This window comes from Sphingobacterium sp. DR205, from assembly GCF_011064245.1.
Classification (GTDB): Bacteria; Bacteroidota; Bacteroidia; order Sphingobacteriales; family Sphingobacteriaceae; genus Sphingobacterium; species Sphingobacterium athyrii.
Genome location: NZ_CP049333.1, coordinates 4,574,466 through 4,593,708, shown reverse-complemented (window position 1 = coordinate 4,593,708; position 19,243 = coordinate 4,574,466). Strand labels below are relative to the sequence as shown.

Annotated in this window: 20 protein-coding genes and 1 riboswitch; of the genes, 9 read left to right on the top strand and 11 right to left on the bottom strand. The window is 40.4% G+C overall.

The genetic code is table 11. The features are described 5' to 3' along the window. Positions 1–2: 2 nt before the first annotated feature. On the top strand, positions 3–710 hold the full coding sequence (locus tag G6053_RS20010; RefSeq protein WP_108633179.1) for an HAD family hydrolase: 708 nt from the start codon (positions 3–5) through the stop codon (positions 708–710). On the opposite strand, the gene G6053_RS20005 is transcribed toward G6053_RS20010, so the two are convergent. The 7 genes from G6053_RS20005 to G6053_RS19975 all read right to left on the bottom strand — a co-directional run bounded on the left by G6053_RS20005 (position 711) and on the right by G6053_RS19975 (position 7,283). Further along, positions 711–1,583, bottom strand: a complete 873-nt coding sequence (locus tag G6053_RS20005) for a helix-turn-helix domain-containing protein (protein WP_165308127.1) — start codon at positions 1,581–1,583, stop codon at positions 711–713. It lies immediately after the preceding gene. Position 1,584: 1 nt separating this feature from the next. Beyond that, a complete protein-coding gene (locus tag G6053_RS20000) occupies positions 1,585–2,262 on the bottom strand; it encodes a M15 family metallopeptidase (RefSeq protein ID WP_206531781.1) in 678 nt (225 codons plus the stop codon). A gap of 134 nt (positions 2,263–2,396) precedes the next feature. After that, complete coding sequence (gene ppk1, locus G6053_RS19995) at positions 2,397–4,466, bottom strand: polyphosphate kinase 1 (RefSeq protein WP_165308126.1); 2,070 nt, start codon at positions 4,464–4,466, stop codon at positions 2,397–2,399. A 167-nt stretch (positions 4,467–4,633) separates the two neighbouring features. Then, entirely contained in the window at positions 4,634–5,008 is a 375-nt protein-coding gene (locus G6053_RS19990) for a hypothetical protein (RefSeq protein ID WP_165308124.1), read from the bottom strand. Positions 5,009–5,018: 10 nt separating this feature from the next. After that, complete coding sequence (locus G6053_RS19985; protein WP_108633183.1) at positions 5,019–5,597, bottom strand: DJ-1/PfpI family protein; 579 nt, start codon at positions 5,595–5,597, stop codon at positions 5,019–5,021. Between the two features lie 77 nt (positions 5,598–5,674). Then, entirely contained in the window at positions 5,675–6,238 is a 564-nt protein-coding gene (locus tag G6053_RS19980) for an NAD(P)H-dependent oxidoreductase (protein ID WP_108633184.1), read from the bottom strand. Between the two features lie 109 nt (positions 6,239–6,347). After that, positions 6,348–7,283 carry a pyridoxal-phosphate dependent enzyme gene (locus tag G6053_RS19975; RefSeq protein WP_241254777.1) on the bottom strand — a complete coding sequence of 312 codons (936 nt, stop codon included), beginning with the start codon at positions 7,281–7,283 and terminating at the stop codon, positions 6,348–6,350. Positions 7,284–7,301: 18 nt separating this feature from the next. On the opposite strand from G6053_RS19975, the gene G6053_RS19970 reads away from it, so the two are divergent. Together G6053_RS19970 and G6053_RS19965 are read left to right on the top strand one after the other, a co-directional pair. Beyond that, positions 7,302–8,348: an RluA family pseudouridine synthase gene (locus G6053_RS19970; protein WP_165308123.1), complete on the top strand. Its 1,047-nt coding sequence runs from the start codon at positions 7,302–7,304 to the stop codon at positions 8,346–8,348. Between the two features lie 20 nt (positions 8,349–8,368). Then, positions 8,369–9,235: an aminotransferase class IV gene (locus G6053_RS19965; protein WP_108633186.1), complete on the top strand. Its 867-nt coding sequence runs from the start codon at positions 8,369–8,371 to the stop codon at positions 9,233–9,235. Between the two features lie 37 nt (positions 9,236–9,272). Here the strand turns inward: G6053_RS19965 and G6053_RS19960 are convergent, their stop codons facing one another. Beyond that, positions 9,273–9,848, bottom strand: coding sequence for an NAD(P)H-dependent oxidoreductase (locus G6053_RS19960; protein ID WP_165308122.1), 576 nt, complete (start codon positions 9,846–9,848; stop codon positions 9,273–9,275). A 216-nt stretch (positions 9,849–10,064) separates the two neighbouring features. Here G6053_RS19960 and G6053_RS19955 point away from each other — a divergent pair, with 216 nt between their 5' ends. Together G6053_RS19955 and G6053_RS19950 are read left to right on the top strand one after the other, a co-directional pair. Next, the gene (locus tag G6053_RS19955; protein WP_146190997.1) at positions 10,065–10,580 is read left to right on the top strand and encodes a hypothetical protein; all 516 of its coding nucleotides are present in this window, start codon (positions 10,065–10,067) and stop codon (positions 10,578–10,580) included. Between the two features lie 312 nt (positions 10,581–10,892). Continuing rightward, on the top strand, positions 10,893–11,819 hold the full coding sequence (locus tag G6053_RS19950) for a polysaccharide deacetylase family protein (RefSeq protein ID WP_165308120.1): 927 nt from the start codon (positions 10,893–10,895) through the stop codon (positions 11,817–11,819). Between the two features lie 93 nt (positions 11,820–11,912). On the opposite strand, the gene G6053_RS19945 is transcribed toward G6053_RS19950, so the two are convergent. Continuing rightward, the gene (locus tag G6053_RS19945; RefSeq protein ID WP_108633711.1) at positions 11,913–12,494 is read right to left on the bottom strand and encodes an alkylphosphonate utilization protein; all 582 of its coding nucleotides are present in this window, start codon (positions 12,492–12,494) and stop codon (positions 11,913–11,915) included. 170 nt (positions 12,495–12,664) lie between these two features. Here G6053_RS19945 and G6053_RS19940 point away from each other — a divergent pair, with 170 nt between their 5' ends. Beyond that, a complete protein-coding gene (locus G6053_RS19940) occupies positions 12,665–13,534 on the top strand; it encodes a neutral zinc metallopeptidase (RefSeq protein ID WP_165308119.1) in 870 nt (289 codons plus the stop codon). 94 nt (positions 13,535–13,628) lie between these two features. On the opposite strand, the gene G6053_RS19935 is transcribed toward G6053_RS19940, so the two are convergent. Further along, positions 13,629–14,609 carry an acyl transferase gene (locus tag G6053_RS19935; RefSeq protein ID WP_165308118.1) on the bottom strand — a complete coding sequence of 327 codons (981 nt, stop codon included), beginning with the start codon at positions 14,607–14,609 and terminating at the stop codon, positions 13,629–13,631. Positions 14,610–14,747: 138 nt separating this feature from the next. Beyond that, entirely contained in the window at positions 14,748–15,491 is a 744-nt protein-coding gene (gene fabG, locus G6053_RS19930; RefSeq protein WP_121123636.1) for a 3-oxoacyl-[acyl-carrier-protein] reductase, read from the bottom strand. Positions 15,492–15,806: 315 nt separating this feature from the next. Between fabG and G6053_RS19925 the strand changes: the two genes are divergently transcribed. The 3 genes from G6053_RS19925 to G6053_RS19915 all read left to right on the top strand — a co-directional run bounded on the left by G6053_RS19925 (position 15,807) and on the right by G6053_RS19915 (position 19,209). Continuing rightward, a complete protein-coding gene (locus tag G6053_RS19925; protein ID WP_108633193.1) occupies positions 15,807–17,306 on the top strand; it encodes a malate:quinone oxidoreductase in 1,500 nt (499 codons plus the stop codon). 11 nt (positions 17,307–17,317) lie between these two features. Beyond that, positions 17,318–17,460: riboswitch (TPP riboswitch) on the top strand. 59 nt (positions 17,461–17,519) lie between these two features. Next, on the top strand, positions 17,520–18,140 hold the full coding sequence (pnuC, locus tag G6053_RS19920) for a nicotinamide riboside transporter PnuC (RefSeq protein ID WP_165308116.1): 621 nt from the start codon (positions 17,520–17,522) through the stop codon (positions 18,138–18,140). Next, the gene (locus G6053_RS19915) at positions 18,115–19,209 is read left to right on the top strand and encodes an acyl-CoA dehydrogenase (protein WP_165308115.1); all 1,095 of its coding nucleotides are present in this window, start codon (positions 18,115–18,117) and stop codon (positions 19,207–19,209) included. The genes pnuC and G6053_RS19915 overlap by 26 nt, the downstream gene beginning before the upstream one ends. Positions 19,210–19,243 lie beyond the last annotated feature (34 nt).

Here is a 19,243-nt window from a genome sequence, read left to right as displayed (position 1 = left end):
CAATGGATAAGTTTATAATTAAGGGAATTATTTTTGATTACGGTGGTACGTTGGATACAAATGGGGGACACTGGGGGGCGGTAATATGGGCCGGCTACGAAAAGTATCAAGTTCCGGTCAACTTAAGTTCATTTCAAGAAGCATATGCTTATGCCGAAAGGCAGATGGCGATTCAGCCGATCATCAAACCGGAGTTTAACTTCTTGGAGGTACTTAAAGCAAAATTGAAAGTGCAGTTTGAGTACCTTATTGCTGCTGGCTATGACCTGGATAGGCAACTGGCTGATAAAATTGCATTTGATGGTTATTCTCTTGCCAAGGATACGGTAGCCCGGGTAAAGCCATTATTGGTTGCGCTAGGCGAAGAGTATCCTATTGTAATGGTTTCCAACTTCTATGGCAATCTAAAGGCTGTGCTGGCTGATTTTGGTATTTTATCTTATTTTAAAGCGGTTGTTGAGTCAGCTGTCGTGGGCGTACGTAAACCAGACCCCGCGATTTATGCGCTCGGTGTCGAAGCAATGGGTTTACCTGCTGCGGAGATTTTGGTCGTTGGTGATTCCTATAGTAAAGATATGGCTCCAGCTAAGGCTGTAGGTTGTCAGACACTATGGTTGAAAGGACAGACCTGGGGAGAAGATAAGTTGCAGGATACTTCTGCTGCGGATAGGCAATTTAATACAATTTTTGATCTCCATGATTTCGTTTAATCAGGCTTTTTGACGAAATTCTTTAGGCGATATGCCTACATTTCGCTTAAAGAATTTCCCAAAAAAAGACTGATCTGAAAAATGCAGTTGCTTCGCAATTTCGCCGATCGAAAGCCCCTGGCGGAGCAAGCATTTAGCCTCTTCCACCAATACATTCTGTATTAATTCTATCGCTGATTTTCCCGTAAGTTCTTTTGTGATCACCGAGAGATGTTTTGGGGTGATACCAAGTTCTGAAGCATAAAACTGCACGGTATGGTCCTGACGAAAAGACTGTTTTAGCAGGAGGTAGAAATTGGCCAATATTTCTCTTTTTCGTGAGGGTACGACGGGGATATTTTTGAAATTTTGACTTGCCAGGCGCGCAATTTCACAGAACAGCACTTCGGCCAGAGATTTGATAATCTTTGGTTTGAAAATATAATCATGCCCCTGTTTCTCGTAATGGATAAACTGTTTAAACAGATTGGACAGGTTGGTGGCATCCTGCACCGAAAGAGCGAACACATGACTATTATCCAAGGCGAGTGATTTTTTTGTGAGATCAAAAAAATCCTTTCGAAAGTCCAATTTGAAGATAAAATCTATACTGAAGAAAATCAGATAAACTTCGCAGTCCCAAGATTTGGCAACAGATGCACCGTTAACTTTCGAGGATGGACTGGTCAATAGCAGGTGATGCTGCCCAACCTGTACCCGCTCATCATTAATCATGAAAGATGTTTCCCCCTTTTTTATTAAACAGAGTGAATAAAGATTCTTGTTCGCCAATATAAGCTGCTGCTGCGGACTGAATACTGGCTTGGATCTGTTTCCTTTGATATGAAAAGCAAAAAAATCTTTGTTGTTGAGATGTTGATCGATGACAGGCATATTATTTTACAATAAAATCAAAATAGGTTTTACGATAAGGTTCATCCTTTAGGGTGTAATGCCACCATTCTTTGTCGTAGGCTTTAAAGCCAAATTTAGCCATGGCTTCGCGAAGTATTTTACGATTTTCTTTTTGTTTTGTTGTTAGTTTTGAATAGTTGTGGTGGGAGATATCACCAAAGAAATCAAAAGGTGCTCCCATATCGAGTTCTTTATTATTAGTGAGATCGATCAAGGTTAAGTCGACAGTACTACCTCGACTATGGCCAGACTTGCCGGCAATAAAGCCCAGTTTAAATAAGTTTTTTTTATCTAACTGTGGATAGAACTCACGTTTAGCAATGGTATCTTTGGTGACCAGTGACCAAGCTTTGAAATGATCGACAGCCCGTTGTGGACGATAGGCGTCGAATATTTTTAATGCCAAACCCTGTTTGTTCAGATGTTTTTCAACTTGTTGTAGGGCCAATGCGGCACGCTTGGTCAGGATGGCAACTGGTTTTTCATAGCCGTTAACAGGGCGGCCCGTAAAGTTATGGCTTCCAAAGTAACGCATATCCAGGCTAATTGTCGGAATAAATTCTTTTACATAGGCGAAGTTTTGCGGCATTTCTTGCTGGGCTTTCAATTGGAAGGCAAAAAATACAAGACTAATGGATAGACAAAAATTGAGTTTCATGGGTTGAAGATACAACTTTAGATGCTCAATTCCAGCATCGAGATGTGAGCTACATACCCCTTATAGCTGATAATAAGGATGGTAAATACGCAAAACCTCAGGCAATGGAGGCCTGAGGTTTGTCGGAACTTATCTTAATGATCCGTTATTTTCTTTTTTAAGTATTTGTAGATCTCAATCTGTGAGCGGCAGGGGTCCTTTTTATTTTCAACATAATGATTGCTTAAGGAATTGTTCAGCATACGAGCCTTGACGTTATCATTGAGCTGTATGTAAAGCATTTCCTTTAGGTCTTCCTTGATCTTCTTACTCGTGATTTTTACGGCGGCTTCAATACGGTGATCTAGATTTCGGGTCATCCAATCTGCTGAGGAGATATACATCAGCTCTTTACCGGCATTGTAAAAATACATGACCCTTGCATGTTCGAGATATTCATCCACGATTGAAATCGCATTCATGGGTAATTTAAATGTTTTCTGGTTCGTCGCACAATAAATTCCCCGAATAATCAGATCTATTTTAACTCCGGCGGTTGCCGCATCATAGAGCTTTTTAATCATATCTTTGTCGCTCAGCGAGTTTACTTTGATAATGATGGATGCTTTTCGGCCAGCTTTAGCCTCTGCTATTTCCAGATCGATAAAATGCAGCAGTTCCCTACGCATATCTATGGGACAGATCAATAAACTTTTACAGTTTTTGATCATGTCAGCTGGGTTGGATTTGGGCCGTCTGAGGTAATTGAATACTTTATTGATGTCGGCGATGACATCCCTATTACTGGTCAAGAGGCAATAATCTCCATATAATTTAGCGGTTTTCTCATTGATATTTCCTGTACTGACAAAACCATACTGAATGGTTTTTGCACCTGTCCGTTTTTTGATGACACATAATTTGGCGTGTACTTTTTTATTGGGAATACCTGTAAGTACCTTGATTCCTTCAAGTTCTAGCTTCTCTTTCCAGTCCAGGTTATTCTCTTCATCAAATCGCGCCCGCAGTTCAAGCATGACCGTTACTTCCTTTCCATTTCGTGCAGCATTGATCAATGCATTGGCGACCTTGGAATTTGAAGCCAAGCGGTAGGCGGTAATCTGTATTGTTTTTACATCCGGATCCATTGCTGCTTCGCGTAATAAATCGATGATTGGCCTAAACTCATGGTAAGGAAAAGACAGCAGCACATCCTTTTTTAATACAGTATCGGTGACCCGCTCATAATTTTGAAAATAGGGGTGTGGGAATGAAGTTCGTTCCTGTGGTTGATGATAGGACTTAAATACGTTCGGAAAGTCCATAAAATGTTTAAAATTATGGATCTTCTGTCCGGGTATGATACTGTCTTTTTTTGATAGGTTGAGCTTTTTGATCAGAAACTCCACGAGTTTTGGATTCATCTCCTGATCAAAAATAAAACGCGTCGGTTTACCTTTACGTCTATTCTTAACCCCTTTACTTATCTTTTCGACCAAGGTTGTATTGATGTCGTTGTCGATATCAAATTCAGCATCTTTTGTGACTTTAAACACATGTGCATGGAAAACATCAAAGCCAAAATAGGAGAATATCAATGGAAGATTGAACTTGATGACATCTTCGAGAAGGATAATATGTTTTTCATCCTTTGGAGCAGGCAACTGGACGAAGCGTCCATTTTGGCTCGTAGGAATTTCAATTAAAGCAAACTTAGTTTCATATTGCCATTCACTTTTACCCATGGCAATACCCAGATAGAGGCTCTTATCACGGATATAAGGCATTGGACGGACATCATCGAGGATCAGAGGGATGACATTTGATTCCACATCATCCTGATAATACTCGCTGACAAATTTTTGTTGTTCCGGACTTAGTTCTTCACTCGTTTTGATAAAGACATTTTGCTTGGCCATATCCTTTTGGATTCGGTTCCAGGTATTGTCAAATTTCTTTTGCTGTTTGATTACTCTGACATTAAGCTCTTCCAAAATCAACTGCGGATCTTCATAAAAAGATTGATTGGCACTTTTGTCTTTGAGGTCAATAGCACGTTTGAGTCCGGCAACCCGAACCCGGAAAAATTCATCGAGGTTATTGGAAAATATACCTAAAAATTTGATCCTTAAGGGTAAAGGAACAGACTCATCTGCAGCTTCTTGCAATACCCTGCCATTAAAGCTTAACCAACTGATATCTCTAGGAATAAATTTTTTCGCCATAGCTAAATATACATAAATTTAAGATGCAAAACTAGAGCTATGGGTGCGATAAACGAACTTTTTCGTGTTAAAGAATTATTAATTTATTTTTTCTTCATCTTGTCTAAAAAAAATACCCCAAAAAGTGCGAAACGTTTTGGGGTAAACAGAAATCTTGTAGCTGCCTATTACTTTTTTCCGTATTTTTTGGAGATCTGAATCGCTTTATATTTGCTGCTGTCAAAATGTGGGGCATCAATTGTCAGACTTGTTGGATAAGGAGCCGTACGATCGAAAAAATATACAGTTGTTGTACTACCATAATCATTGACCGGTAGCAGCTCCAGGCAGCCCGTGTAATCTGCATTCAACACATCACCTACTGTCACGGCATAGATGCGGATAATTCCACCTTTATTTTGTTCATTCCTGACAAAAGCAACTTCTTTAAACCCGCCGGGAAGATCTTCTATACTTTTCTGATTGAAAGTATCTTTTAAAATAAAACCCAACAACACTAAAATCGGAATGACCAAAAGCCATACCTTTTTATTCTTCTTCATTAAAATACGCTTAAATAGTAATGTTTATAGCCAATAATTTATAAAATTCTTTTAGGATAGCCTGATGTCCCGGCCAAGCAGGAGAGGTCACCAGATTTCCATCCACAATCGCTTGGTCAGCTGGAATATTTTTCCAAGTTCCGCCAGCCAATTCAATATCTGGTCCTACCGCTACATAGGCAGTCAACGTACGTCCTGTCAAAACCTTTGCCGCTGTCAATACCTGAATTCCATGACAGATTGCAGCGACAGGCTTATTCTTTTCAAAGAAATGTCTTGTAATCTCCAATACGCGTTGATTAAGGCGGATATATTCCGCCGAACGGCCACCGGCGATATAGAGTCCATCATATTCTTCGGGATTAACCTGGTCAAAATCCTTATTGATCGCAAAATTATGTCCCCGTAGTTCCTTATACGTTTGGTCGCCAGTAAAATCATGTACAGCAGTGGGTACGACATCACCCTTTTTTCGATCGGGGGCGATGGCATCAACTGTTATTCCTATTGATCCCATTGCTTGAAATGGAACCATTGCTTCGTAGTCTTCTACAAAGTCTCCAACCAGTAATAATATTTTTTTTGCCATATCAAAAACCTCTTTTAATAGGTTTTGAATTTACGTATTAAAAGAGGTTTTCACAATGATTATTTGTTAATCTTTTGTTAACCTTGAACAGCCAATTTCTCTGCAAGCACACGTTTAGTCTTACGTACTTTCGCTTCGAGCTGGCTTCTTAAAGTTGGATTGATAATACCTTTTCCTTCTTCAAAGTTTTTATGGAATTCAGGAAGGGAGAATGAATCCAGGATTTCAGCACCGTCCCACGTGATTCTATTGACTGCAGCATTTAATACAGTAGATCCACCCATTGGTCCGGGAGCGGTTGCCAATAAGAAAACTGGTTTGCCATTGAACGTTTTGCGATTTGGGATGCGGGAAACCCAGTCTACAATATTTTTGTAAGCTGAAGTGTAGGATCCGTTGTGTTCTGCCAATGAAATGAGTAGGAAATCTGCAGCATCCATCTTTGCGGCAAAATCATGGGCCAACTGTGGAATACCCAATTCTACTTCCTTATCATAAGAATAAATAGGCATTTCGAAATGATTGAGATCAAGGAGCTCTATGCTGTCATCCGCTTCTTTATAATATTTCGAGGTACTCGTTACAAAGATTTTGTTGATGGAGTTTTTATTACTTGTTCCTGCAAATGCTAATATTTTCATCTGTGTATAAGTTTTTAATTTTTAAACTGGTCAAACTTACAACATAATCATAAAAAAAATGTCAGTCGAATGTCTGCTGAGGGCATAATACTACATTTATTGATCTAGGTCAATTAAAAACAAACCGTTGGTACATTCCGAGCAGCCCGGTGAGTCCGCCTGTGTGTACTATCAGCAGTTGATCCGCGGGTGTGAAATAATCCTTTCTGATCAGATCATCCACGGCGTAGAGCAATTTTCCGGTATAGGTGGGTTCGATCATAATTCCCGTGCTGCTCATAAAATGCTGAGTGAATGTGAGGAGATCCGGTGTTGTTTTGGCATAACCGCCAAAATGATAGTCCAGATGCAAAATAGGGGGCGGAAGTTGAGGGTAAAGCTGAGCGACCTCGTCATTGATAAAACCGCCATTCTTTAGTACAGGTACACCATGTATCTGTGTGAAAAGATCTTTTTTATCAATTGCGTTGGCAATTCCGGCCAAGGTGGTTCCGGTACCACAGGCGGTAAAGATATGTTGGTAATCCTGTTGGAGTTCATCGACAAGTTCGGCACATCCTTTGGCGCCTAGGAGTCCGTAGCCACCTTCGTGGATATAGAAAGTTGTTGGATCCTGTTCGAAATGCATACGATAGAGCTGCTCTTTGTCCCGATAGGAATCGCGGTCCACATAAATAAGTCGCATGCCAAATAATTGACACATGGTTAGAACAGGGTTGTTCGCCTGTTCATCACCTCTGACAAAAGCTGTTGTTTTGAACCGGAAAGTAGCTCCAGCGCAAGCAGTCGCCAGTAGATGGTTGCTCCATGCACCTCCAAAAGTAACGAGATGATTTTTCTGAAGCTGTAAAGCTTCCTGAAGATTGTATTTCAATTTTCTCCATTTATTGCCTGAAATGAAGGGATGGATCAGATCATCCCGCTTCAGCGTCACCTTAATGTGCTTTTTTTCCCATAGAGGTAACGTGATTTCTGTTTCGGGGCTATGGATTTTGAATGGCAACATAACATTAAATGAAAACAAAGTTAACGAAAATTGTTTCATTTGGTTTATTTTTGTAGCATGACCGAACAAATGGGATCGCAAGATCAAGAAGAACAGGAGTTATTTGAACATCTACGAATTGAAGTGGATAAGGGACAAGCTTTACTCCGTATTGATAAATATCTGATGAATAGGGTGGAAAATGCGACAAGAAGTAAAATTCAGCATGCCATTGAAGCGGGTTCTGTCATGGTCAATGGTAAAGAGATCAAGGCGAGTTATAAAGTCAGACCGGATGATGTCATTACTTTGGTATTGCCCGATCCACCACGTGACAATGAAGTTTATCCCGAAGATATTCCCCTGGACATAAAATATGAAGATGATGATGTATTAATTGTCAATAAAGAAGCGGGTATGGTTGTACATCCGGGCTATAATAATTATACGGGTACTTTGGTCAATGCATTGACTTACCATATACAGTTGCTGCCGCAATTGCCTGGAAATTCAGACCGTCCGGGGCTGGTACACCGGATAGACAAAGATACTTCGGGATTATTGGTGATTGCCAAGAATGAAAAATCGATGGCATTTTTGGCCAAACAGTTTTTTGACCATAGTATCACCCGCAAATACATTGCGCTGGTATGGGGAGATCTGAAGGAAGACGGAACGATTACAGGATATATTGGTCGTCATTTGAAAGATAGACGTATTATGGCTATGTACGATAGCGAAGATAAGGGAAGGTGGTCTGTGACGCACTACAAAGTGCTGGAACGATTGGGTTATGTGACCTTGATCGAATGTCAGCTGGAGACAGGCCGTACGCATCAAATCCGGACCCACATGCAGTCTATTGGCCATCCATTGTTTAATGACGCAATGTATGGTGGCGATAAAATATTAAAAGGGACTGTATTCTCAAAGTATAAGCAATTTGTGGACAATTGCTTCGCCCTGCTTCCACGTCAGGCGCTCCATGCGCAGGTATTGGGATTTATTCATCCAACTACAAAAGAAAATATGTATTTTGAGGTACCATATCCTGAAGATTTTCGTTTAGCATTAGAAAAGTGGCGCGGTTACGCCGCAAATTCCATGGCTGTAGAAAATGATTAAAATTTAGAAAATAAACAAAGATGCCGACAAACTATATCAATTTTAATGGCAATGTAGTGCCGGAAGAACAGGAAATATTTAGCATTGAAAATAGAGGCTTTCGCTATGGTGATGGATTGTTTGAAACCATGTTGTATAAGGATGGTGATATCCGTTTTCTGAATTTTCATGTAGTGCGCTTACAGCAGGGAATGGAATTGATACATCTTGATGATGCAAATCTTTTCGATGAATTTTTTATTCGTTCAAGATCAGAGGAGCTGATTCGCAAGAATAATATGTTGGGACAGCAGGTTCGCATTCGGCTGATTGTATTCCGAATGGGTGGGGGGCTCTATAGCCCAACGACAAACAAACCTGGATTTGTTTTGCAGGTACAACGCATAGAGCCCAATCTGAGGGATAAGAAAGTCGGTCTGATTGTGGGCTTATATAATGAGTTCAAAAAACCTTATAGTGACTTGTCAAGATTAAAATCACTCAATTCGCAAATTTATGTGCTGGCGGGCATATACAAGAAAAAAATGGCCTTTGATGATGTATTGATTTTAAATCAGGAGGGCTACCTTTGTGAGTCTCTGACCTCCAATATCTTTGTGTATTATGAGAAAATACTTTATACGCCTGCGCTTTCTGAAGGTTGTATTGAAGGGGTCATGCGTCGTGTTGTGATGGATATGGCGAGAGCTGAAGGGATTGAAGTAGTGGAGGCGCAGATTAGCCCCGAGATCATGAAAAGGGCAGATGAAATTTTTTGTACAAACGCGGTACAAGGGGTGCAATGGGTCATGGGATATAAACAAAAACGCTATTTCAATAAGATCTCACGTATATTGCAGGACAAACTATTAAGTTGGAATTACGATGCAAACGAGGAGCAAAATTAAGCTTGCACAAATAAATAACAAAGACAAAAGGCCAAGATTAATCTTGGCCTTTTGTGTGTACGATCCGGATGATCCAATGTTCAAAAGCTTTTTTAAAACTGAGTAGAAAATCTTTTGTTCTCTGGAGTTCGATTTTTCCATTTTCACCGATACAGTCTTTTATATTTCCGAGATAGGCTTCCGGCTGCTGCATGGGATAAATATTAACAAATACCAGTGACTGCCGGATATGATGATTTGCTCCGAACGCCCCGTAAGCTCCCGGTGAAGAGGAGATGATAGCGCCGGGTTTGCCGTCCCATTTATTTTTACCATAAGGTCGGGATCCGACATCTATGGCGTTTTTTAAGACGGCGGGGACGGAGCGATTATATTCAGGTGTTATGAAAAGAACTGCATCAAGTGCAGCGATTTCTTTTCGAAAGCGGACATAACTTTCAGGTGGGGTGCCTTCATCATCAAAATCCTGATTATATAGGGGGAGATCCCCAATTTCGATCACGCGATAGTTAAACTTATTGGCCGGTTGTTCGCAGATAAACGCTGCTATTTTTTTATTATAGGATTGTTTCCTTAAGCTGCCGACGATGATTCCAATGTTGTAAGTATTCATTCCAAAGTCCAGTTAATGTATGAAAAGTATTATTGGTTGAACAATTCGTATCCCAAAATGTTTCCCTGTAAAGTAAGATGAAGTTAAAACTAAGCTGTTTATGCTGAATAGGTTAAGTTTTTGTTAACAAAAATTAACATTTATCTTTTAATCTTTTGCATACAGTTTGTGTCGTAATGTAAAGAAGAAATTACAAAACTAAGGGAGGAGCTACTTATGAAAAAATTGTTGTACACCGCTGTTATTGTTGCAGGACTTTTCGTGACAGGGAAGGCCGATGCACAGGTCAGCATTAGCGTAAATATCGGAAGTCAGCCAAGCTGGGGACCGGTAGGTTATGATTATGCCCGTTATTATTATATTCCTGAATATAATATGTATTATGATGTGCCTGCAAGATGTTACGTTTATTACGATAATGGTGGCTGGATACGAAGAGCAAGCTTGCCGAGAAGATATCGACATTATGATTTTTACAGAGCACATAAAGTTGTGATCAATGATCGTAATCCTTGGCGTCATCATGACCGTTATAGAAGTAGATACGGTCACTCACGTGGTAGACAGGTGTCTATCCGTGATAGTCATCATAGACACGGCAGCTATTCTTTTGCAAGCGAGCGTAGGGTCAGCCGTAATCATTCTTGGAAAGAAAATCGAAGAGATCATGATAGAGGTAGAGGGCATGGACGTGGACACGATCACGGGCATGGAGGAAGGCACAGAGATTAGTTGGATGAAGAAAGTGCCCATTTTAAGTATCTTAATCGTTTAATAAGAAAGGGCCTACCTTGTGGTAGGTTCTTTTTTTTGTTATTATTTTGATAAAACATGGCATTCGCTCAGCTCCGCGTGCCTTCGCCTATGCTAAAATTTTATAATGTTATGTTCAATAAAATATAATGTGGAGAATAAATTGAAAGATATAACACGTTGATTCATGAAAATAATCTTAATTTTGCGACACGAATATGCTAAGCAACTTTTAAAAGGGCGGATTTTGCATGTTTGAGGTAGCATGTGACCTGTAAGTTAATTTTTGTGATGGGAAAAATATTTAAATCAAGCCTCGTATGGATGAGCTTGGGAATGACCGCTTTGGGACTAGTGTCTTGTAATCAAAATAGCGGTAAAAAAGAAGAGAAAAATGTTTCTGTTGATTCTGTACAACAAAAGAAAGATAGTCTGGTTGTCGTGCAGGATTCCATTACGAAAGTGGATTCATTACGTAAAGATTCTATTACCAAAATGGAGGAAAATACCTCTTATACTGGCGTTAAGGATACTACGGTTCTACTCACGGACTCGATTTCACCGCGTTACGTTTACCTTACTTTTGATGACGGTCCCCTTAATGGTAGCCAATATTTGGATTCTATCGCTACAGCTAAGGGCATTAAAATCAATGCGTTTTTGATTGGAGCTCATGACAAGATGAGTAAAAAACTGCATGGTTTTACGGAGCGTTATAAAAATAATCCGTTGGTCGACTGCTATAATCATAGTTACTGGCATGCACATGATAAGTATACTACATTTTACTCAAATCCACAGACGGCATTTGAAGATTTCGAATTGGCAGAACAGTCTCTGGGTTTGCAACATAAAATCGTTAGACTTCCGGGGCGAAATATCTGGTATGTGGGTGACCGTAAAAAGGTTGATCTAAAAAGCGGTGCTTCTACTGCCGAGCTTTTACATCAAAATGGTTATAAAGTTATGGGCTGGGACTGTGAATGGAAAATTAATGGGGTGACCGGTAAACCAGATTTAACGGTCAATCAGCTGTATACACAGATGAAAAACTTACTTCGGAAAGGTACGTCTTATACAAAAAATAATGTGGTACTTTTGACGCACGATAATATGTACCAAACAAAAAAGGGACAAAAATTATTGTCAGATTTGATTGACAGCTTAAAACAGCATCCAAACTATCGTTTTGAGTTTATGCGTAATTATCCAAAATAGGGCATTTGTGCTATTTATTATTATTTAGCCCCAAACTAATCGTCTTTCGAAACTAGTTTGGGGCTAAATTTATAAGTGGAAGGCTGTTTTTTCTTAATTTTGTTTGCGCAGGTATTTTGTCAATATGACGATGGTCTGGCCTTCTATTTTTCCTTCGATCTGCTCAATATTATCAGCTACTAGACGGATATTTTTAACCACGGTACCTAAGGTTGCCTTGAGTGAAGAACCTTTTACATCCAGTGTTTTTGTCAATACAACGGTATCGCCTTCCAATAGTCTTTGACCAATACTATCTTCATGAAAGGAAACATAACCATCGTTTTCATGATCACCGGTTTTCTTTGCTTCCGTTAACGTTTCATCATCAAGATAAAGGATATCGAGTGCTTCGGAAGCCCAGCCTTCATTTTTCAGACGGCTTAACATACGCCAGCAGACAATTTGTATGGCAGGTATTTCTGACCACATGGCGTTAGGCAAGAATTTCCAGTCTTCTGGATTTAATTGCTCCGTTTTGTTGAGCTGATTGGCCAGGGTTGCTGAAATCAGTAGGGTGTTATCCAAAGTAGAACTGGTTTCCGGTGGTAAAATATAGGTTACTACATCCGTTTCAGCGCCTGTTAGCTCACATTTCCCTCCAGCCCGCGCGAGTAATTGTTCTTCTAATTTCATATCTGTTTCTATAAAAGCCCAAAAATAAGAATATAAATTGTAGTAAGTTCTAACTGTTAAAATAAAGCTGGTTTTTTGCAAAAAAAATAAGGACATACCGCTATATTGGTATTGAATTTGTACACTAACGAGATTGGAAAAGATTATTAACTGAAATAAGAATATAGCATATGAAATGGCAAGGAGGTAAACAAAGTGGCAATTTTGAGGATCGTAGGGGGATGTCTGGTGGTGGAAAGATTGCATTGGGAGGTATTGGGGGGATCATCGTATTGGTCATTGGTTTTCTGATGGGGGGAGATCCCATGCAGTTGTTGCAGCAGGCGCAAAATATGGGTACACAGACGGAGCAGTCCGGACAGCCGCGCGAACTAAATCCTGAAGAAAAGAGACTGACAGAGTTTTCCTTGACCGTACTTCAGAGTACAGAGGATGTCTGGGCTAAATTATTTAAGGAACAAATGCAGCAAAATTATACGCCCACTACCTTGGTTTTTTACGATGGTGGTACACAAACAGATGGTTGTGGAATGGGACAGGCTTCATATGGGCCGTTTTATTGCCCCGGAGATCAGAAAATCTATCTGGACCTGACTTTTAACCGTGAACTTTCTGATAAGTTCGGGGCGAAGGGCGAATTTGCCATGGCTTATGTGATTGCGCATGAAGTAGGGCATCATATTCAGCAACTGGTGGGATTGTTACCTAAAACGAATCAAGCCCGGGGTAAACTCAGTGAGAGTGAAAATAACAAGATATCGGTTATGACAGAACTTCAAGCCGATTTCTATGCCGGCGTGTGGGCACATTATCTCAATGAATATACGGATATAAAAATAGATTATAACGATATTATGGATGGGATGAAAGCGGCAGAGGCAGTAGGTGATGATAAGATACAGACAGCCGCACAGGGGTATGCCGTGCCAGAGTCTTTTACCCATGGAACCTCAGCACAACGTATGGCCTGGTTTAAGAAAGGATATGACTCTGGCGATATGCGTGCTGGAAATACATTTGAAGATCCAAGCCTGAGATAATAAAGAACAGGTTGCCGGATAGTTGTATCTATAAATAAGAGAAGCATTATATTGAACTGCACCCTACAAGTTGGACAAAACTTGTAGGGTGTTTTTATTGAACTAATAAATTGCAGCCCCGAATATCGCTTTGGTCAAAGCGGCCCAATATCTCAAATGAGCCATCTTGATACACTTTTCCTAAATCCTGCGTTGCAATAAATGAGCAGGAATACCGATTGGCCAGGTCGATGACATTAATGCCGCCTGTGCTATCGGAGGAGATTAAACTCAGTGGATCATTTGTATCACGTATTAGTACTTTCATCCATTTAGGTAAGTGGAAAATTCCCTGACCCGAAGAGTAGCCCTGTGACAGCAATTCGGTCATGCCATATTCTGAGTGGATCCCACTGACCTTGAAGGCATCTTCGAGGAGCTGGTGGATCTCCTGTTTGACCATCTCTTTACGTTTACCTTTCATTCCGCCAGTTTCCATGATAATGAGCTCCGGAAAGTCAAAGGCATATTGCTCAATAAAATCAAGCAGGGCATAGGTAACGCCGAAAAGGATGGTTTTGGTTCCGTTATCTTTTAATTGGACAAGTGTATCATATAGTTCCTGATGATTGTAGAGGAAATAGTTGCTCTGCACTTGTTTACTTTGTTTCATCAAGTCATCGATCATATAGATCAAGGAGGAACCACTTCTTTCCAGATAGGACGGCAGCAGGGCTAAAATAGCGATATCTGTAGTTGGTCCGTAAAAATCTTCAAATATACGGCGAAAAGTACGCTCATAGATGGATACATCAGCAACAAGATGCTTAGAAGTGACCATGCCCGTTGTCCCTGAACTTGAAAATACAATTTGAGGGGTCATTCCGGCAGCCAGTACTTTTTGTGTTTTAAAAAATTCGATTGGGAGGAAGGGGATGTCCGTATAATGCTGGACTTGATTTTTTTCTTTGCCTATTAGCGAAACATAGTCGCGGTAGACCTGACAATGCTGCAGCTGGAAGTGATAAGTTTCTAAACAATGTTGATTAAAATCGTCTTCCGTTTGAATTTCAAGAAAATCCGTCCAATTCGTCATAGCATTTAAATTTGTTGGACAAAATTAGCTAAAATTTAGAAATATTGAGTAGCGAAGCCGGAGCCGGCAGTAGGAATAACATAAAAGCGCTTGCTGCTGAATTTCAGCAGCAGGCGCTTTTATGTCGAAAGCTATATGTTACAGCATACCACCGTCAACAGGAAGAACCTGTCCAGTGACATATGCGGATAAATCAGATGCAAGGTATAGACATGCATTGGCAACATCTTCTGGCGATCCGGCGCGTTTCAATGGAATTCCAGCTTCCCATGTTGCGATCACTTTAGGGTCTAATATATCTGTCATTTCCGTACGGATAAATCCTGGAGCAACCACGTTCGCGCGAATATTGCGAGAACCTAATTCTTTCGCAATGGATTTGGTGAATCCTATAATACCTGCTTTGGAAGCGGCATAATTTGATTGACCAGCATTTCCCTGAACGCCAACAACGGAAGACATATTGATGAAAGAGCCTTTACGGTTTTTCATCATTATTTTTGAGGCCGCTTTTGTTACATTAAATACGGATTTCAAGTTAACGTTCAATACATCGTCCCAGTTTTCTTCTGTCATACGCATCAGCAGACCATCCTTTGTGATGCCGGCATTATTGACTACGATATCCAGGCTTCCGAAATCTGCAACGATCGCATTGACCAGTTGTTCTGCTTCTTCAAATTTTGAAGCATCAGAACGGTAGCCGATTACTTTTGTTCCGTAGGCTTGAAGCTCTTTTTCCAGCGCTTGTCCCTTTTCTACAGACGAAAGGTAAGTGAAAGCGACATTGGCACCGTGTTGTGCAAACACTTCGGCAATTTTTCTTCCAATTCCTTTTGATGCTCCAGTTACCAAAGCAATTTTTCCTTCAAGTAGTTTCATATAAGAGTGTAATGTTATTCGTTGATGTTTTTGCAAAAATGTTAAAACTATATTATAACACAAAATCTTTCGATAAATAAGGATTTAAAACGCGCCAAGTGTTGGTGTGATTTGCGGCTATTCATGGCCGGCAGAATAGGCGATATCATGTGTATGGTGTGCGGAAACCAGAAAAGTGGAATTTTGCCAACACTTAGGATTATTTTAATAAATCAATGGTATTTTTGAATAAGTGTTCCTAAAAAGTACAGTTTTTTGACAAAAGACTTGGGCGTTTACCAAAAACTATATTAAATTTGCATCAATCACAAAAACATGAGCAAAAAATCAAATAAAGAAGTTGACGTTGTTCTAATCGGCGCCGGTATTATGAGTGCTACTTTGGGTACGCTAATCAATGAATTAAGCCCAGACGTTAATATTGAAATTCTTGAGCGTTTGGATGTTGTGGCGGCTGAGAGCTCTGACGCTTGGAATAATGCTGGCACAGGCCACTCGGCCTTGTGCGAATTGAATTATACACCGGAACAAAAAGATGGTTCGGTAAAAGTTGATAAAGCTGTTAAAATTGCGGAGCAATTTGAAGTATCGAAGCAGTTTTGGTCGTACCTGGTTGATAAAGGCATTATTGCCCAACCGGAGAATTTTATCCGCAGCATTCCACACATGAGTGCGGTTTTTGGTGAAAAAGATGTGAAATTCCTGAAGACAAGATGGGAGACGATGAATACCCAAACTTTGTTCAAGGGCATGGAATATACCGAAGATGCAGAACTCTTGAAATCATGGATTCCTTTGATGATGGAAGGACGGGATGCAAGCGAGAAAATTGCTGCTACCAAGATGGATTTAGGTACTGACGTGAATTTCGGTTCATTAACACGTGATTTGATTAACAACCTGGCAAACAAAGAGAATATTTCAATTTCCTTAAACCACGAAGTTGTTGATATCGATCGTGAAGACGATGGACGTTGGGAAATCGAAGTGAAAGATCTGAAAACAGGGGTGAAGAGAGAGCTAAAAGCGAAGTTTGTTTTTATCGGTGCTGGAGGCCACTCCTTGTTATTGCTGGAGAAATCTGGTATTCCAGAAGCAAAAGGTTACGGTGGATTCCCTGTAGGAGGACAATGGTTGAGATGCGTAAACGAAGAAATTATCAATACGCACCATGCTAAAGTATATGGTAAAGCATCTGTCGGTGCGCCACCGATGTCTGTACCGCACTTAGATACCCGTTATATCGATGGTAAACAAGCCTTACTTTTCGGTCCATACGCTGGTTTCTCAACCAAATTTTTGAAACAGGGTTCTTATTTTGATTTGCCGGCATCAATCAAATTATCCAATATCCGTCCGATGTTATCCGCAGGACTTGATAATTTGCCATTGACCAAGTATCTCATTACAGAGGTTATGAAATCTCCTAAAGATAAATTGGAGTCGCTGAAACAATTTATGCCAACCGCTAAATTAGAAGATTGGGTTATTGAAAAAGCTGGCCAGCGTGTACAGGTGATTAAAAAGGATGAGAAAAAAGGAGGGATTTTAGAGTTTGGTACTGAAGTGGTATCGAGTGCAGATGGTTCTATCGCTGCCTTATTGGGCGCGTCGCCGGGTGCATCTACTTCGGTGGCGATCATGATCAGTCTCTTGAAGAAATGTTTCCCTGAGCGTGCTAAATCAGATGAATACCGCAAAAAACTGCGCGAGATGATTCCTTCACACGGTAAGTCATTAAATGATGATGCTGAGCTTTGTCGTGAAACTCGTATCCGTACGCATAAAGCATTGAAATTAATTGCTATAGATTAATTTCAATAAACAATATACTTATGGGGTGCTCGGAAATGACAATGTCATCCGGGCTGAGATTATACCCAATAAAAGCGATTGTACGGCCTTGTACAATCGCTTTTATATACCTGATCCGGGTAATGCTGGCGTAGGGATTTTAATTTCAATAAAAACATCCGTTTTTCCGCTCATAAGTTTATTATGTAATTACACAAAATAATAAACAATTGAATGACTTCTGAGACAATTTTCGAAGCTTTTATTAAACAAATACAACAAGCCTCCATAGCCGAATGGCTGGGGGTCTGTTTTGGTATCTTGCAGGTTTGGTTTTCACGACAGAATAAATCGGTCAATTACTTCTTTGGGATTATTGGTATCATCATCTCGGTATATGTTTTATTCCATGCAAAATTATATGCCGAAATACTGTTGCACCTGTATTATCTTGTCATGAGCGTTTATGGCTGGATCTACTGGAAATATAGCAGTGATATTATTGTGCCGATCAGTCGTAGTACAACCCGAGATTGGCAGATTGTTGGTTTTATCTGTGTGGCAGGTTTTCTATCGTTCTATTTTGGTCTGGTGCATTTAACTGATTCGGATGTTCCGGTATGGGACTCCTTTGTTTCCTGCACAGCCTGGGCGGGGATGTGGCTGCTGGCGAAACGTAAACTTGAAAATTGGATTTTGCTTAACATCAGTAACCTGATGGCGATTCCTTTGCTTATGCACAAGGGTTTATTCCTGTATGCTGCTTTAACCTTATTTTTATTTGTGATGGCTTTTAGTGGCTATTTTAATTGGCGGAGAATATTAAGTGATGAAAAAAAATATGCAACTGACTGATGCAGCTATCGCTGTTCTAAAAGATCAGCAACGTAAAGGAATTCAGCAAAAGAGTTTGTCTGATGAGCAGCTTGAGCTAATATACCGGAACAAGTGGTTTAAAATCTGGGTACCACAATCTTTGGATGGCTTGGGGTTGGATTTGGTCAGCGGGCTTTCCTTGTTGAAGGAGCTGGCCTACCAGGATGGCGGATTGGCGTGGACAGTAACTTTATGTGCCGGCGCGAATCTTTTTGTTGGCTTTATTGATCCAGCGGTCGGGCAGGATATTTTCAACTCAAAAACGGTATGTTTTGGCGGCAGTGGGCAGGTTGCTGGTGTCGCTGAACGTGAGGGTGAATCTTATCGTCTGAAAGGGCTTTGGAAATATGCTACCGGTGCTCCCCACTTGACACACTTTACATTGAACGCCTATATTCAGGAGGATGGAAGGCCGCTATTGGATGAGGGTGGAAATCCACTTGTAAAATCTTTCTTTGTGGCGCGTGAATTTGTATTGATTCATTATGATTGGGATACATTTGGCCTGGAGGCGACAGCATCGCATTCCTTTTCGCTGGACAGTATACGGGTGGATGAGAATCAGTCATTTTTTATCGATGCGTCAAAAAGTACACGGACTGAGCTGCTCTATCAATACCCTTTTGTGCCGTTTGCCGAGTTGACCTTACTGGTAAACTTTATGGGGATGTATCATCGGTTTTTGGATTTGATCGAGAAGTTATTTGTATTGAAGTCCAATCAGGGGAAATGGGAGCAAATGGAAAGTAAAGCTGCTTTTCGGAAATTGGATGAAATGCAGCAGGACTATACAGCTAGGGAAAATAGTATCATGGAGCTTGCTGTTCGATCTTGGGATAATCTCAAGGATGAAGCTGATAATAACGCGTTATATGAGCGTATAGCGATAGAAAGTAGAGACTTTGTGGAAACTATTCTGTCCAATGTCATTAAACTCTATCCCCATACGGGGATTTCGGGCGCAGCCACTGACAATGAAATCAATATTTTGTTTCGGAATATATTTACGGCATCTCAGCATAAATTGCTGCAAAAAGAGTTTTTGTAAGCTTGATAGGGGGGTAGGTAGCAACTACAACCTG

Bases quoted from the DNA above. Each gene is read 5' to 3' on its own strand.
- pnuC (WP_165308116.1), top strand. From the start codon at position 17,520: ATGACTTCTGAGACAATTTTCGAAGCTTTTATTAAACAAATACAACAA.
- G6053_RS19940 (WP_165308119.1), top strand. From the start codon at position 12,665: ATGAAATGGCAAGGAGGTAAACAAAGTGGCAATTTTGAGGATCGTAGG.
- G6053_RS19975 (WP_241254777.1), bottom strand. From the start codon at position 7,283: ATGAAACAATTTTCGTTAACTTTGTTTTCATTTAATGTTATGTTGCCA.
- G6053_RS19945 (WP_108633711.1), bottom strand. From the start codon at position 12,494: ATGAAATTAGAAGAACAATTACTCGCGCGGGCTGGAGGGAAATGTGAG.
- G6053_RS19990 (WP_165308124.1), bottom strand. From the start codon at position 5,008: ATGAAGAAGAATAAAAAGGTATGGCTTTTGGTCATTCCGATTTTAGTG.
- G6053_RS19970 (WP_165308123.1), top strand. From the start codon at position 7,302: ATGACCGAACAAATGGGATCGCAAGATCAAGAAGAACAGGAGTTATTT.
- G6053_RS19965 (WP_108633186.1), top strand. From the start codon at position 8,369: ATGCCGACAAACTATATCAATTTTAATGGCAATGTAGTGCCGGAAGAA.
- G6053_RS20005 (WP_165308127.1), bottom strand. From the start codon at position 1,583: ATGCCTGTCATCGATCAACATCTCAACAACAAAGATTTTTTTGCTTTT.
- ppk1 (WP_165308126.1), bottom strand. From the start codon at position 4,466: ATGGCGAAAAAATTTATTCCTAGAGATATCAGTTGGTTAAGCTTTAAT.
- fabG (WP_121123636.1), bottom strand. From the start codon at position 15,491: ATGAAACTACTTGAAGGAAAAATTGCTTTGGTAACTGGAGCATCAAAA.
- G6053_RS20000 (WP_206531781.1), bottom strand. From the start codon at position 2,262: ATGAAACTCAATTTTTGTCTATCCATTAGTCTTGTATTTTTTGCCTTC.
- G6053_RS19915 (WP_165308115.1), top strand. From the start codon at position 18,115: ATGAAAAAAAATATGCAACTGACTGATGCAGCTATCGCTGTTCTAAAA.
- G6053_RS20010 (WP_108633179.1), top strand. From the start codon at position 3: ATGGATAAGTTTATAATTAAGGGAATTATTTTTGATTACGGTGGTACG.
- G6053_RS19935 (WP_165308118.1), bottom strand. From the start codon at position 14,609: ATGACGAATTGGACGGATTTTCTTGAAATTCAAACGGAAGACGATTTT.
- G6053_RS19980 (WP_108633184.1), bottom strand. From the start codon at position 6,238: ATGAAAATATTAGCATTTGCAGGAACAAGTAATAAAAACTCCATCAAC.
- G6053_RS19960 (WP_165308122.1), bottom strand. From the start codon at position 9,848: ATGAATACTTACAACATTGGAATCATCGTCGGCAGCTTAAGGAAACAA.
- G6053_RS19925 (WP_108633193.1), top strand. From the start codon at position 15,807: ATGAGCAAAAAATCAAATAAAGAAGTTGACGTTGTTCTAATCGGCGCC.
- G6053_RS19950 (WP_165308120.1), top strand. From the start codon at position 10,893: ATGGGAAAAATATTTAAATCAAGCCTCGTATGGATGAGCTTGGGAATG.
- G6053_RS19955 (WP_146190997.1), top strand. From the start codon at position 10,065: ATGAAAAAATTGTTGTACACCGCTGTTATTGTTGCAGGACTTTTCGTG.
- G6053_RS19985 (WP_108633183.1), bottom strand. From the start codon at position 5,597: ATGGCAAAAAAAATATTATTACTGGTTGGAGACTTTGTAGAAGACTAC.